The organism is Streptomyces sporangiiformans (assembly GCF_005768555.2).
GTDB classification, from domain to species: domain Bacteria; phylum Actinomycetota; class Actinomycetes; order Streptomycetales; family Streptomycetaceae; genus Streptomyces; species Streptomyces sporangiiformans.
In genome coordinates, this window is record NZ_VCHX02000175.1 from 36146 (window position 1) to 50363 (window position 14218).

Consider the following 14218-nt stretch of genomic DNA (forward strand, 5'->3'; position numbering starts at 1 on the left):
GGAGAACATGGCCTATGAGATTCCGGTGACGCAAGCCAGGGCTGAGCTCGCCGACCTGATCAACCGGGTGGTGTACGGCGGTGAGCGCGTCGTCGTGACGCGGCACGGGAAGCCCCTCGTCGCCCTCGTCTCCGCCGCTGACCTGGAACGACTCGAGGAGTTGCAGGACACGGCGGAGGAGCAGGTGATCAGCGCCGTCTCCAGCGTCCGCGAGGTCGCGCCCGCTCCACGGGGAGGGCCGCGGTTCGGTATCGCGGCGGAACACCGGGGGCCCAACGCCTCGTAGGGATGCGGTGCTTGCCCGCCAGGGTGAGCACGGGGCCTGACGCGGCGGCTCCGTCGAGAACGAGATCGACCGCTCCGTATACGGTCCGGTCCCCTTCGGGCTGCCTCTGCACCTGGGCCGTCGCGGTGGCGGGGCCTGCCAGGCCCGGGGGCGGATCGCGGTGAGCGGTGCGGACCCCGCCCGGACGTAAGGGATATTTGGGTCCTGTGTCGGGTGCCCGGCATGAAGCCGACATGCGCGACACCGGGGAGGCGGGCCAAGGCCGGTTAACGTCGCTGAAACGCCACCCAATTAGCCTGCGCCTTCCACGCCACCAGGGATTTTGCCCGGAGGCTGCGGCAACCGGACCCCGCACGGTCCGGAGCGAGGACTGTGAGGTGGGACGCCGTGCAACTGACACCGCACGAGCAAGAGAGGCTGCTCATTCATGTGGCCGCCGACGTGGCCGAGAAGCGCCGGGCCCGGGGGCTGAAACTGAACCACCCCGAAGCCGTCGCCCTGATCACCTCGCACATCCTCGAAGGCGCGCGCGACGGCCGCACGGTGGCCGAACTGATGGCCTCCGGGCGCAAGATCCTGACCCGCGAGGACGTCATGGAGGGCATCCCCGAGATGATCCACGACGTCCAGGTGGAGGCCACCTTCCCCGACGGCACCAAGCTCGTCACCGTCCATGACCCGATCGTCTGACGGGGGAGCCGCCGCCATGATTCCCGGAGAGATCCTCTTCGCCGACGGACCCGTCGCCTTCAACGAAGGCCGCGAGGTCACCCGGCTCACCGTGCTCAACGCCGCCGACCGGCCCGTCCAGGTCGGCTCCCACTACCACTTCGCCGAGGCCAACCCCGGTCTGGACTTCGACCGCGCCGCCGCGCGCGGCAAGCGGCTGAACGTCGCCGCCGGCACCGCCGTGCGCTTCGAGCCCGGGATCCCTGTCGACGTCGAACTCGTTCCGCTCACCGGCGCCCGTGTCGTGCCCGGACTGCGCGGTGAGACCGGAGGTGCCCTCGATGCCTGAGATCTCGCGTGCCGCGTACGCCGATCTGTTCGGCCCCACCACAGGCGACCGGATCCGCCTCGCCGACACCGATCTGCTGATCGAGATCGAGGAGGACCGTTCCGGCGGCCCCGGGCTCGCCGGTGACGAGGCCGTCTTCGGTGGCGGCAAGGTCATCCGGGAATCCATGGGCCAGTCCCGTGCCACGCGCGCGGAGGGCACCCCGGACACCGTCATCACCGGCGTCGTGATCGTCGACCACTGGGGCGTCGTCAAGGCCGACGTCGGCATCCGCGACGGCCGGATCACCGGTATCGGCAAGGCGGGCAACCCGGACACGATGGACGGGGTGCACCCGGATCTGGTGATCGGTCCCGAGACCGAGATCATCGCGGGCAACGGGCGGATTCTGACGGCCGGTGCCATCGACGCGCATGTGCATCTGATCTGTCCGCAGATCGCCGACGAGGCGCTCGCGTCCGGCATCACGACGCTCGTCGGCGGCGGCACCGGCCCGGCCGAGGGGTCGAAGGCGACGACCGTCACCCCCGGCCCCTGGCATCTGGCGCGGATGCTGGAGGCGATGGAGGAGTACCCGCTCAACTTCGGGCTGCTCGGCAAGGGCAACACCGTCTCGCACGAGGCGATGCTGTCGCAGATCCGCGGGGGCGCACTGGGCCTGAAGATTCACGAGGACTGGGGTTCCACGCCCGCCGCGATCGACGCCGCGCTGACCGTGGCCGACCGGACGGGCACGCAGATCGCCATCCACACGGACACACTGAACGAGGCCGGTTTCGTGGCGGACACGCTCGCCGCGATCGCGGGGCGCACGATCCACGCGTACCACACGGAGGGTGCGGGCGGCGGGCACGCGCCGGACATCATGACCGTGGTCTCCGAGCCGCACGTCCTGCCGAGCTCCACCAACCCGACCCGGCCCTACACCGTCAACACCGCCGAGGAACACCTCGACATGCTGATGGTGTGCCATCACCTGAATCCCGCGGTGCCCGAGGACCTGGCCTTCGCCGAGTCCCGGATCCGGCCGTCCACCATCGGGGCCGAGGACATCCTGCACGACCTGGGCGCGATCTCGATCATCTCGTCCGACGCCCAGGCGATGGGGCGGGTGGGCGAGGTCATCATGCGCACGTGGCAGACGGCGCACGTGATGAAGCGTCGGCGCGGAGCGCTCCCCGGTGACGGGCGTGCCGACAATCATCGGGTACGTCGCTATGTCGCCAAATACACCATCAACCCGGCCCTCGCCCAGGGCCTCGCCCGCGAGGTCGGCTCCGTCGAGACCGGCAAACTCGCCGACCTCGTGCTCTGGGAGCCCGCCTTCTTCGGAGTCAAGCCGCATCTCGTCGTCAAGGGCGGACAGATCGCGTACGCGCAGATGGGCGACGCCAACGCGTCGATTCCGACCCCGCAGCCGATTCTGCCCCGGCCGATGTACGGGGCGATCGGGCGGGCCCCCGCCTCCAACTCCTTCAACTTCGTCGCGCCGCTCGCGATCGAGGACGCGCTTCCGGAGCGGCTCCAGCTCGGGAAGCGGTTCGTGCCGATCGAGTCGACACGGGGGGTGACCAAGGCGGACATGCGGGAGAACGACGCGAGGCCGCAGGTGCGGGTCGATCCGGACAGCTTCGCCGTGCACATCGACGGGGAGCTGGTGGAGGCCACTCCTGCCGCCGAACTGCCCATGGCCCAGCGCTACTTCCTCTTCTGACGGCCGGGACAGGTATCCGATGTCGCGAGCCGCGCTCCTTGTTCTGGCCGATGGCCGCTTCCCCGCCGGAGGGCACGCCCACTCCGGCGGGGCCGAGGCGGCCGTCAAGGCCGGGCGGATCACCGGGGCCAAGAGTCTGGAGGAGTTCTGCCGGGGGCGGTTGCACACAACAGGGCTGGTGTCGGCCTCGCTGGCCGCGGCGGCCGCGCTCGGACTCGATCCGGTGGCGCTCGACGAGGCCGCGGACGCGCGGACACCGTCGGTCGCCCTGCGGGTCGCCGCGCGGAAGCTCGGGCGGCAGTTGATGCGGGCCGCTCGGGCGACCTGGCCGTCCGCCGAGCTCGACGCGTTGGCACGGGAGTTTCCCAAGGGGGCTCATCAGCCGGTTGTCCTGGGGGTGGCCGCTCGGGCCGCGGGGCTCGGGGCGGTGGATGCCGCGTACTGCTCCGCGTACGAGAGTGTCGGTGGGCCGGCTACCGCGACGGTGCGGTTGCTGAGTCTTGACCCCTTCGAGGCCACCGGGGTGCTGGCTCGGCTGGCGCCCGATCTCGATCGTGTCGCGGACCGGGCGGGCGAAGTCGCGCGGTGTGCGGTGGAGGAGGGAGTCGATGTGCTGCCTGCTGTCTCGGCGCCGCTGCTGGAGATCAGTGCGGAGGCGCATGCCGCTTGGCCTGTACGGCTGTTTGCCTCCTGAGGAGATTTCTCGCCCCCGCCGCCCCTACCCGTCCCATTCCCTGGGGCTCCGCCCCAGGCCCCGCCAGGGGGCTCCGCCCTCAGACCCCCATCGGCCTGAACGGCCTCGTCCTCAAACGCCGGACGGGCTGGATGATGCCGGCCCGGGTCTGAAAAGGGCCGCCGACTGGCACGCAAGGCACCGCTACCCGAACGCTTTGGAGCCGCCCCCATGCACCTCGATCACACCCACGACGGACCGTCAGCCATAAGCGCCGACGCCCACCGCCCCGACGGCACCCGCCGTGCCCTCCGTATCGGACTCGGTGGTCCCGTCGGGTCCGGTAAGACCGCGACCGTGGCCGCGCTCTGCCGTGCGCTGCGCGATGAGATCTCCCTCGCCGTCGTCACCAATGACATCTACACGCGCGAGGACGCGGACTTCCTTCTACGGGAGGCCGTGCTGCCGCCCGAGCGGATCACCGCCGTCGAGACGGGGGCATGCCCGCACACGGCGATCCGGGACGACATCTCCGCGAACCTCGAAGCCGTCGAGGATCTGGAGGACGAGGTCGGGCCGCTGGATCTCATCCTCGTCGAGTCCGGTGGCGACAACCTCACCGCGACCTTCTCCAAGGGGCTCGTCGACGCGCAGATCTTCGTGATCGACGTGGCCGGTGGTGACGACATTCCCCGCAAGGGCGGGCCCGGCGTCACCACGGCCGATCTGCTGGTCGTCAACAAGACCGATCTCGCGCCGTTCGTCGGCTCCGACCTCGGGCGGATGGCCACAGACGCGAAGGCGCAGCGGGCCGAACTGCCGGTCGTCTTCCAGTCGTTGCGGGCCGAGGGCGGGGTCACGGACGTGGCCGCGTGGGTGCGCGGACAGCTCGCCGCGTGGACGGCATGACGGGCGGCGCAGCCGGGGTACGGGCCACCGCACGGATCGCCGCCCGCTCCGACGGCCGGGGCGGCACCGCGCTGCCCACCCTCGAAGGTGAGGGACCGCTCGCGCTGCGCCGCACCCGGGGGAGCGGCGCCGAGGCGCGGGTGATGCTGGTCGGCGCGATGAGCGGCCCGCTGGGCGGCGACCACTTCACCGTCGAGGCGGCGGCCGCCGAGGGCGCCGCTCTGCACATCGGGTCGGCTGCCGCCACCATCGCCCTGCCCGGGCAGGCCAAGGGCGAGGCACGCTACGACGTACGCCTCACCGTCGCAGCGGGCGCCGAACTGCGCTGGCTGCCCGAGCAGTTGATCTCCGCGAACGGCAGTGATCTGTACGTCACCACACACGTCGACCTCGTGCCGGGCGCCAGGCTCGTGCTGCGCGAGGAACAGGTCCTCGGGCGTGCCCACGAGGAGCCCGGCCGTCTCACCAGCCGTCTCACCGTTCGTCTTCGCGGGCGCCCGTTTCTCGATCAGGAACTGTGCTGCGGGCCCGGCGCGTCCGGCGGCTGGGACGGCCCCGCCGTACTGGCGGGGCATCGTGCGGTGGGGCAACTCCTCGTCGTACGACCGGAGTTCGCGGAGGCGCTGCCGAGCCCGCAGCTGCTGGGGGAGTGCGCGGCGCTCACCCCGCTCGCCGGTCCCGGTGTCCTCGTGACCGCGCTCGCCCCCAACGCGCTGCGGCTGCGCCGGACTCTCGACGAGGCGCTGCGCACACTCGACGGCAGGGTTTAGCACCCACTCTCCGCTCAACGGGCAAACGCGTACCGGTTATCGGATTGGCAAAGAAGCCAAGTACCCCCTGTTCTCAGGTGGGTCACAGCCGGAAAGATCCCGTACCGACCGCAACGATGTACGGGGAGGTCCCACTTGAGGGGTATGCGTCCGCAGAGAAGGGTGACAGCGCTCGGTTCCGCCGGAGTGTTCGTCACGGCCACACTGATAGCCGGCGCCGTCGCGGCGCCGTCGGCCAGCGCGGACACCCGCCACGGCCAGGACCGTGAGGCGCGCGGCACGGCGATCGCGGCGGCACGGGCCGCGAAGGCCGGGATCGACTGGCAGGACTGCCCGGCCGACTGGGGGCTGGAGAAGCCCATCAAGTGCGGCTGGGTCACCGTGCCGCTCGACTACGCGAAGCCGAACGGCAAGCAGATCAAGCTCGCCGTCGACCGCATCGGCAACACGGGAACGAAGGAGGAGCGGCAGGGCGCGCTCATCTACAACCCGGGCGGACCGGGCGGCTCAGGCCTGCGTTTCCCGCGCCGCGTCACCACGAAGAGCCCCATCTGGGCCAACACGGCGAAGGCGTACGACTTCGTCGGGTTCGACCCGCGTGGCGTCGGCCACTCGGCGCCCATCTCCTGCGTCGATCCGCAGGAGTTCGTGAAGGCGCCCAAGATGGACCCGGTGCCGGACTCCGAGGCCGACAAGCGGGCCCAGCGCAAGCTCGCCGCCGAGTACGCGGCGGGCTGTGCCGAGCGCAGCGGCGAGATGCTGCCGCACATGACGACGCCCAACACCGCACGCGACCTGGACGTCATCCGGGCCGCGCTCGGCGAGAAGAAGCTCAACTTCCTGGGTGTCTCCTACGGCACGTACATCGCCGCCGTGTACGGCACGCTCTTCCCGACCCATGTCCGCCGCATGGTCGCGGACAGCGTCGTCAACCCGTCGCGCGAGAAGATCTGGTACCAGGCCAACCTGGACCAGGACGTCGCCTTCGAGATGCGCTGGAAGGACTGGACGGCCTGGGTCGCGAAGAACGACGCGGCCTTCCATCTCGGTGACACCCAGGCCAAGGTCCAGGACCAGTGGCTCAAGCTGCGCGCCGAGGCCAAGAAGAGCCCCATCGGCGGGGTCGTCGGCCCGGCCGAGCTCATCTCGTTCTTCCAGAGCGCGCCGTACTACGACTCCTCCTGGGTGCCGGTCGCGACGGTGTTCAGCAAGTACGTCGCCGGTGACACCCAGGCGCTCGTCGACGCCGCCGCGCCCGATCTGTCGGACACCGCGGGCAACATCGCCGCGGAGAACGGCAACGCCGTCTATACGGCCGTCGAGTGCACGGACGCCAAGTGGCCCACCAGCTGGAAGAAGTGGGACCGCGACAACACGCGGCTGCACAAGGACTACCCGTTCATGACCTGGGCCAACGCCTGGATGAACCTGCCGTGTGCCACCTGGCCGGGCAAGCAGCAGACCCCGCTGAACGTGAAGACCGGCAAGGGGCTGCCGCCCGTGCTGATCGTGCAGGCCACGCGTGACGCCGCCACCCCGTACGAGGGCGGCGTCGAACTGCACAAGCGGTTCAAGGGCTCGCGTCTGATCACCGAGAAGGACGCGGGTTCGCACGGGGTCACCGGACTGACCAATCCGTGCATCAACGAGCGGGTGGACACCTACCTGCTCACCGGCAAGGTCGACGCGGCCGACGTGACGTGCGCACCGCACGCCACGCCGAAGCCGTAACACGCCGAACAAGAGGGGCGGCCGGACTCCCGGCCGCCCCTCACGCGTTCCGCGCCGCCAGCCAGGCGTCCTCCGCCGCGTAGTCGAAGAGGTCCCCGTACGCCTCCGACATCTTGGGGTACGCCTCGCGCCAGTCCCGTCCGGCCCCTCCGCCCGGTCCGGCCCCTCCGGCCAGTTGCCGCTCGATCCACGCGACGGTCTCCGGCAGGGTCTCGGCGTACCGTGTCACCTCCTCGTACCCCAGCTCCCGCCGGGCCGCGGACATGTCGCAGATCACCGGGTGCGGTACCGACCACGGAGTGTCGCCCACGCACTCCGCGGGAGGAGGGCCGTCGACCAGGACGGTCTCGGTCTCGACACCCATCACGGCGTCGATCGCCGAGGCGATCTCCGCCACCGTGGGGGCCTCGTCGTCACAGGCGTTGAGGACGCGCGCACCGGGCTTCGCCGCGGCGAGCCGTATGAGTTCCGCGATGTTGTGGACGCTCGCCGGGTGGAAGCGGCTCTCCCCGCCGAAGGCGACGATCCGCCTGCGGCGCCCGTCCAAGTTGCGTTTCACGAAGTACAGTTCGCGCGGTGTGCGGCAGCGCGGGCCGTGGATCGCGCCTGCCCGCAGCAGCGTCGTCGGCAACGTGTCGGCGGCGGCGAGGAGTTCGCGCTCGAGGGCCGCCTTGCGGGTGCTGTAGGAGGCATCGCCCGGCGCGACCGTGCGCAGGCTCTCCGGGATGGGCACCGGGTACTGGGGGAACCCGTCCGGCTCCGCCTGTGTGTCGAAGCCCCGGCCCTTGTCGTCCTCGTACACCGACACACTGGAGATCACCACGGCCGAGCCGACGCGACCGGCGAGCCCCGTCAACTGCCGTGCGTGCTCCGGCCCGAAGGCCACCATGTCCACCAGTACGTCACAGCCGTCGCCGACCACGGCGGTCAGGGCCGCGTCGTCCTCGCGGTCCGCCCGCGCCGTCCGTACCTCCCCGGGCCACGACTCGTCCCGCCGGCCGCCCCGCGACACGGCCGTCACCTGCCAGCCGTCCCGGGCCAGGGCGCCCACGGCCACGCGCCCGATCTGTCCTGTCGCTCCGATCACCACTGCATGTCTCATGACGTGACCGTACGGCCGGGCCGCCCGCCGCCCCAGGGGGTTCTGCTCTCCGCAGACTTCTCCGAGCGCGTACGAGGGACGGCGCGAGCGCCATGGCCCTGGCCCTGGCCCTGGGCCCTGGCGAGGAGCGTCAACTCAGCGGCATGCGCGGGAACTTACGGGCCTTCTCCGCCTTCTCGGCGGCTTCCTCGGCCTTGACGACGGCCGCGTACCGGTCGACGTACTCCTGCTCGGAGAGGCTGAGGATCGCGTACATGATCTCGTCGGTGATGGCGCGCAGGATGGCCTTCTCGTTCTCCATGCCGGCATAGCGGGAGAAGTCGAGGGGTTTGCCGAAGCGGATCACCACGGGGTGGATGTTCGGGATGACCTTGCCCGGCGGCTGGGCCTCGAACGTGCCGATCATCGCGCACGGGATGACCGGTACCTGGGCCTTGAGGGCCATGACCGCGACGCCCACCTTGCCCTTGTAGAGGCGGCCGTCGTGCGAGCGTGTTCCCTCCGGGTAGATGCCGAGGAGTTCGTCCTTGCTCAGCACGCCGAGACCTTCGCGGATGGCGGCCTGACCCGCGTCCTTGCCGGAGCGGTCCACCGGGATCTGACCGGCGCTGCGGAAGAAGGCGGCTGTCAGCCGGCCCTTGATTCCGGGACCGGTGAAGTACTCGGCCTTCGCCAGGAAGGTGATCCGCCGTTTGAGGATCGCGGGCATCAGAAAGTGGTCCGAGAAGGACAGATGGTTGCCGGCGACGATGGCCGCGCCCGTCGCCGGTACGTGCTCGAGGCCCTCGATCCGTGGGCGGAAAACCAGCCTCAACAGCGGTCCCAGGATCACGTACTTGAGCACGTAGTAGAACATGGGGTCGCTCCTCATTACGACGGGTCAGCTCAACCGCCGCGTTCTCGCAGGTCAACAGGCGTGCCAGGGAGACGCCAGTGTATGTGCGGGCGCGGTTTTGTGTAACTGGGCCGGTCGGACCCCTTGCTGAGTTCTACGGCTTGCGTCCCACCCCGCAGAAGTGGGTGACGTCGACGATCTCGTCCGGCGAGATGTCGGGGCGCCAGCGTGAGCAGGTGACGACGCCGGGGTCGACGAGGTCGAGGCGGTCGAAGAACCGTAGGAGTTCCTCGCGTGTGCGCAGCGTCATCGGGGCCGATCCCTGGTTGTTCCAGTAACGGACCGCCTGGGTCATCGCCGGGCCGTCGACTTCCGTGGTGGGGTGGGAGACCACCAGGTAGCTGCCGGACGGCACGGCGTCCAGGAGCCGGTGCACGATGGACTGGGCCTCATCGGTGTCGAGAACGAAGTTGAGGATGCCCAGCATCGTGATCGCGACGGGTTGGCTGAAATCCAGAGTCCCGGCGGCGCCCTGCAGGATCGTGTCGGGCGCGTGGACGTCGGCGTCGATGTAGTCCGTCGCGCCTTCGGGCGTGCTGGTGAGCAGGGCGCGGGCGTGGCTGAGCACGACGGGGTCGTTGTCCACGTAGACGACCCTGCTGGTGGGCGCGACCCGCTGGGCGACTTCGTGGGTGTTGTCGACGATCGGCAGGCCGGTGCCGATGTCCAGGAACTGCCGGATTCCCGCCTCACCGGCGAGGTGATTCACGGCCCGCGCCAGGAACTGCCGGTCCGCGATGGCCGACCGGGGAATCTCCGGCACGAAGCTCAGGATGTGGTCGCCCACTTCCTGGTCGATCTGGTAGTTGTCCCTGCCTCCCAGCCAGTAGTTCCAGATGCGCGCCGAGTGCGATACGCGGGTCCGGAGCTTGGGAATCCGCACGGCGCCTTCGGAGCGTGAAGTGGAGAGGTCGGACATCCCTGCGCTCTTTTCGCTCATTGCTGACAAGGCCAGTGCACAATCTAGCCCGCCTGGCCGGAACCAATCCCCGTCAAGCGTAAAGCAGTTACGGGTGCTGGAACCTGCTGGGAAGGGGGCTGGGCCTGACCGGCGCGCCCCCATCCCTCAATCTTGGGCCCGCATCAGACCCCTCAAACCCCTTCCGTAACTCCTTTATCAGCTCCTTGTGTCAGCACCTTCTCCAATGCCCCGAGAGCCGAGCGGAGTTCCCCGGCGGTGATGGTCAGCGGCGGGGCGAGGCGGATGGTCGAGCCGTGGGTGTCCTTGACGAGAATCCCCTCGCGCATGAGGCGTTCGCTGATGTCGCGGCCCGTGCCGATGGCGGGGTCGATGTCCACGCCCGCCCACAGCCCGCGCGCCCGGAATCCCCGCACGCCCACGCCCTTGTCCTGAAGGGACGTCAGGCCGTCGCGCAGCACCAAGCCCAGTTCGGTGGCCGTGCGCTGGAATTCACCGGTCGACAGGAGTTCCACGACGGCGGAGCCGACCGCCGCGGCGAGCGGGTTTCCGCCGAACGTCGACCCGTGCTCGCCGGGACGCAGCACGCGGAGCACCTCGCGGCGCGCGACGACCGCGGAGACCGGCACGATGCCACCGCCGAGCGCTTTGCCGAGCAGCAGTACGTCCGGGACGACCGCCTCGTGCTCGACGGCGAGCGTGCGGCCCGTACGCCCGAGGCCCGACTGGATCTCGTCCGCGATGAACAGGCAGCCGGCCCGCCGGGTCAGTTCGCGGACGCCGGTGAGATAGCCGTCGTCCGGGATGACGACACCCGCCTCGCCCTGGATCGGTTCGATCAAAACGGCCGCCGTCGTCTCGTCGACGGCCGCCTCCAGCGCGGCGAGGTCGTTGTACGGGACGACGCGGAAGCCCGGCGTGAACGGGCCGAAGCCCGCGCGGGCCGTCTCGTCGGTGGAGAAGCTGACGATCGTCGTCGTCCGGCCGTGGAAGTTGTCGGCCGCCACCACGATCGTCGCCCGGTCCGCGGGGACGCCCTTCACCTCGTACGCCCATTTGCGGGCGACCTTGATGCCGCTCTCCACGGCCTCGGCACCCGTGTTCATCGGCAGCACCATGTCCAGGCCGGTCAGCTCGGCCAGGGATTCGGCGAACTCGGCGAGCCGGTCGTTGTGGAAGGCGCGCGAGGTGAGCGTCAGCTGGTCGAGCTGGCGGTGCGCCGCCTCGATCAGCGCCGGGTGGCGGTGCCCGAAGTTGAGGGCCGAGTAGCCGGCCAGCATGTCGAGGTAGCGGCGGCCCTCGACGTCCTCGACCCAGGTGCCCTCGGCGTGCGCGACGACCACGGGCAGCGGATGGTAGTTGTGCGCCAGGACGGGCTCCTCGGCACGGATCAGCTCGGCGGACGAACGGAGCGAACGGCTGGGGGCGACGGTCATGAGCGGATCTCCTGGGTGCAGCACTTGATGCCCCCGCCTGCCTTGTGGAACTCCGACAGGTCGACGGGGACGGGAACATAGCCGTGACGGCTCAGCCGGCCGGCGAGCGCTTCGGCCCGCGGTGAGATGAACACATGACGGCCGTCCGAGACGGAGTTGAGGCCGAACGCCATCGCGTCCTCGTGCGTGGCGATGACCGCGTCAGGAAACAGCCGCCTGAGCACCTCACGACTTCCCGGGGAGAAGGCCTCGGGGTAGTACGCGATGTTCGCTTCGGGCCCGTCGTCGAGCGCGAACAGCGCGGTGTCCAGGTGGTAGAAGTACGGGTCCACCAGCTGCAGGCTGACCGTCGGGACGCCGAAGAACTCCTGCACCTCCTGGTGGGCGGCCCGCGTCGTACGAAAGCCGGTGCCGGCCAGGACGTAGCCTCCGACCGGGACCAGATCGCCCTCGCCCTCGCACACCGACTCGGGGCGGTGGACGTCAAAGCCCGCGCCCTTGAACCAGGTCTCGTAGGCGGTCGACTCCGGTCGCCGCTGGGGCGCGTGGAACAACGAGCCGAAGACCCGGCCCGCCACGACCAGCGCCGAGTTCGCGGCGAAGACCATGTCCGGCAGACCCGCGACCGGCTCCACGCTGTCGACCACGTGGTCGTGGGCACGGTAGGCGCGGATCAGCTCCGCCCACTGCCCTTGGGCCAGATCGACGTCGACCTGTGTGTCCTGGTGCATCCAGGGATTGATGGCGTACTGCACGGCGAAGTGTCTGGGTTCGCAGACAAGAAAGCGCCTGGGGCGCGGCACACGGCTGTGGGACACAGAGGGATACCTCCGCTTCGTGCGGTGACACTGGGGGATGCCTCAACGGTAAGGAAGCGGGAGAAGCGGCGACAAGCAGGGACAATTGCGCGTCGGCGCAGGGATGATGCGTGTGGAGAGGGCGCGGCGCACGATCAGTGCGCGAACAGGACGGGAGCCGCCCGCTCACTCCTCCGGGGCCGGGGCCGGCTGGTTCGCGCCCGCCTCCGGACTCTCCGGCAGCAGATGGGAGAGGACCATGTAGCTGATCGTCTTCCGGATGAACGGCTCCGTGCGGATCCGTTCCAGCACCTTCTCGAAGTGGTCCACATCCCGGGCCCGTACGTGCAGCAGCGCGTCCGCGCCCCCGGTCACCGTCATCGCGGCGGCGATCTCCGGATGGTTGCGCACCACCTCCGCGAGCCGTCGCGGCGGGGCCGCGCCTTCGCAGTACACCTCGACGTACGCCTCCGTACGCCAGCCGAGCGCGGCCGGTTTCACCGTGGCCGTGAACCCGGTGACCACACCCGTCTCACGCATCCGGTCGACGCGGCGCTTGACCGCGGTGGCCGACAGACCGATCGCCGCACCGATCACGGCGAAACTGGTCCGGGCGTTCGCCATCAGGGCGGTGACGATCTTGCGGTCGAGCTCGTCGAACGGCGCGGACTTGGTCGTCATGCGGGCACTGTATCCAGCGGGTCCGGCCACGCCCGCGGAACTACGGGGACCTGCGTCATGGAGGGCGCGCCCCAGTGGTCACAGCGCCGCACGCGCATGGGCAGGCGTGCGGATTCCTTTTACACTCCAGCCTCATGCTGCGCGCTCTCGCCGTCGATGACGAACAACCATCCCTCGAAGAGCTGCTCTACCTGCTGGAGGCCGACCCGCGGGTGAGCAGTGTCGAGGGTGCCAGTGACGCGACGGCGGCGCTGCGCCGGATCAACCGCGCGCTGGAATGCGGTCCCGGGGGCGACGACGCGATCGATGTGATCTTCCTCGACATCCACATGCCCGGGCTGGACGGTCTGGACGTGGCGCGGCTGCTCGCCGGTCTCGCCAAACCACCGCTCGTCGTGTTCGTCACCGCCCACGAGGACTTCGCCGTGCAGGCCTTCGATCTCAAGGCGGTCGACTACGTACTGAAGCCCGTACGCCGGGAACGGCTGGCCGAGGCCGTCCGCCGGGCCGCCGAGCTGAAGGACGCGGCTCCACTGATATCCGTGCACGAGCCCGACCTGGACCATATATCGGTCGAATTGGGGGGAGTCACCCGTTTTGTCGCCGTCGAGGACATCACGCATGTCGAGGCCCAGGGCGACTACGCAAGGCTGCACACCGCCCAGGGCAGCCACCTGCTGCGCATCCCGCTGTCCACGCTGGAGGAGCGCTGGCGCTCGCGCGGGTTCGTCCGCATCCACCGGCGTCATCTCGTCGCCCTGGGCCACATCAGCGAGCTCCGGCTGGACGCGGGTACCGTGAGCGTTCTGGTCGGCTCCGTCGAACTGCAGGTCAGCCGCCGTCACGCCCGCGAGCTGCGCGACCTGCTGATGCGCCGGACCGCGAGCTGAGGAGGCCCGAAGGTGCCACAGGATCCGACCGAGCGCCGCGTCGTCGTCACCGGGCCGCCCCGCCGCACCCGCAGGCTGAACGGCTACCGGCCCCGCACCGAGATCGACGAGCAGACGACCCTCGGCCACGCCTACGTCCGGTCCCTCATCCGCAGCCAACTGCGCGCCGCGCTCACGGTGTTCGCCGTACTCGTCCTGCTCGTGGGCCCGCTCCCGCTGGTCTTCACCTCGATGCGCGACGGCGCGGACCTCGAATGGATCGTCCTGGGCTTCTGCGTGTATCCGCCGCTTGTGCTGCTCGCCCGCTGGTACGTACGCCGGGCCGACCGCAACGAGAAGGACTTCGTCCGCCTCGTCGAAGACCGCTGAGCCGCGCAGACAAGCGCACGAGACCGAG

At 69.9% G+C, this 14218-nt stretch carries 16 protein-coding genes; 10 read left to right on the forward strand and 6 right to left on the reverse strand.

Features of this window, described 5'->3' with window-relative positions; genetic code table 11:
• Positions 1–7: 7 nt before the first annotated feature.
• The 8 genes from FGD71_RS30800 to FGD71_RS30835 all read left to right on the forward strand — a co-directional run bounded on the left by FGD71_RS30800 (position 8) and on the right by FGD71_RS30835 (position 7101).
• Positions 8–286: a type II toxin-antitoxin system Phd/YefM family antitoxin gene (locus FGD71_RS30800; RefSeq protein ID WP_119103823.1), complete on the forward strand. Its 279-nt coding sequence runs from the start codon at positions 8–10 to the stop codon at positions 284–286.
• A 387-nt stretch (positions 287–673) separates the two neighbouring features.
• Complete coding sequence (locus FGD71_RS30805; protein ID WP_055614092.1) at positions 674–976, forward strand: urease subunit gamma; 303 nt, start codon at positions 674–676, stop codon at positions 974–976.
• A 16-nt stretch (positions 977–992) separates the two neighbouring features.
• Positions 993–1304 carry an urease subunit beta gene (locus FGD71_RS30810; protein ID WP_054228979.1) on the forward strand — a complete coding sequence of 104 codons (312 nt, stop codon included), beginning with the start codon at positions 993–995 and terminating at the stop codon, positions 1302–1304.
• A complete protein-coding gene (locus FGD71_RS30815) occupies positions 1297–3018 on the forward strand; it encodes an urease subunit alpha (protein WP_119103824.1) in 1722 nt (573 codons plus the stop codon). The genes FGD71_RS30810 and FGD71_RS30815 overlap by 8 nt, the downstream gene beginning before the upstream one ends.
• Before the next feature lie 19 nt (positions 3019–3037).
• Positions 3038–3712, forward strand: a complete 675-nt coding sequence (locus FGD71_RS30820; RefSeq protein WP_119103825.1) for an urease accessory protein UreF — start codon at positions 3038–3040, stop codon at positions 3710–3712.
• Between the two features lie 210 nt (positions 3713–3922).
• Positions 3923–4600 carry an urease accessory protein UreG gene (ureG, locus tag FGD71_RS30825; RefSeq protein WP_119103826.1) on the forward strand — a complete coding sequence of 226 codons (678 nt, stop codon included), beginning with the start codon at positions 3923–3925 and terminating at the stop codon, positions 4598–4600.
• Positions 4597–5370, forward strand: a complete 774-nt coding sequence (locus FGD71_RS30830; protein ID WP_119103867.1) for an urease accessory protein UreD — start codon at positions 4597–4599, stop codon at positions 5368–5370. The genes ureG and FGD71_RS30830 overlap by 4 nt, the downstream gene beginning before the upstream one ends.
• 144 nt (positions 5371–5514) lie before the next feature.
• Entirely contained in the window at positions 5515–7101 is a 1587-nt protein-coding gene (locus tag FGD71_RS30835) for an alpha/beta hydrolase (protein WP_119103827.1), read from the forward strand.
• A 40-nt stretch (positions 7102–7141) separates the two neighbouring features.
• Here the strand turns inward: FGD71_RS30835 and FGD71_RS30840 are convergent, their stop codons facing one another.
• The 6 genes from FGD71_RS30840 to FGD71_RS30865 form a co-directional block, all read right to left on the reverse strand.
• Positions 7142–8191 carry an NAD-dependent epimerase/dehydratase family protein gene (locus FGD71_RS30840; RefSeq protein WP_162931272.1) on the reverse strand — a complete coding sequence of 350 codons (1050 nt, stop codon included), beginning with the start codon at positions 8189–8191 and terminating at the stop codon, positions 7142–7144.
• A 142-nt stretch (positions 8192–8333) separates the two neighbouring features.
• On the reverse strand, positions 8334–9059 hold the full coding sequence (locus tag FGD71_RS30845) for a lysophospholipid acyltransferase family protein (protein WP_119103829.1): 726 nt from the start codon (positions 9057–9059) through the stop codon (positions 8334–8336).
• 133 nt (positions 9060–9192) lie between these two features.
• Positions 9193–10017 (reverse strand): SAM-dependent methyltransferase, encoded by an 825-nt coding sequence (locus FGD71_RS30850; RefSeq protein ID WP_119103830.1) that lies wholly within the window; start codon positions 10015–10017, stop codon positions 9193–9195.
• A 173-nt stretch (positions 10018–10190) separates the two neighbouring features.
• Positions 10191–11453 (reverse strand): ornithine--oxo-acid transaminase, encoded by a 1263-nt coding sequence (gene rocD / locus FGD71_RS30855; protein WP_119103831.1) that lies wholly within the window; start codon positions 11451–11453, stop codon positions 10191–10193.
• Complete coding sequence (gene ddaH, locus FGD71_RS30860; protein ID WP_119103832.1) at positions 11450–12271, reverse strand: dimethylargininase; 822 nt, start codon at positions 12269–12271, stop codon at positions 11450–11452. The genes rocD and ddaH overlap by 4 nt, the downstream gene beginning before the upstream one ends.
• Before the next feature lie 165 nt (positions 12272–12436).
• Positions 12437–12931, reverse strand: a complete 495-nt coding sequence (locus FGD71_RS30865; RefSeq protein ID WP_119103833.1) for an Lrp/AsnC family transcriptional regulator — start codon at positions 12929–12931, stop codon at positions 12437–12439.
• A 134-nt stretch (positions 12932–13065) separates the two neighbouring features.
• Between FGD71_RS30865 and FGD71_RS30870 the strand changes: the two genes are divergently transcribed.
• Together FGD71_RS30870 and FGD71_RS30875 are read left to right on the forward strand one after the other, a co-directional pair.
• Complete coding sequence (locus FGD71_RS30870; RefSeq protein WP_119103834.1) at positions 13066–13821, forward strand: LytR/AlgR family response regulator transcription factor; 756 nt, start codon at positions 13066–13068, stop codon at positions 13819–13821.
• A 12-nt stretch (positions 13822–13833) separates the two neighbouring features.
• The gene (locus FGD71_RS30875) at positions 13834–14190 is read left to right on the forward strand and encodes a hypothetical protein (protein WP_119103835.1); all 357 of its coding nucleotides are present in this window, start codon (positions 13834–13836) and stop codon (positions 14188–14190) included.
• Positions 14191–14218 lie beyond the last annotated feature (28 nt).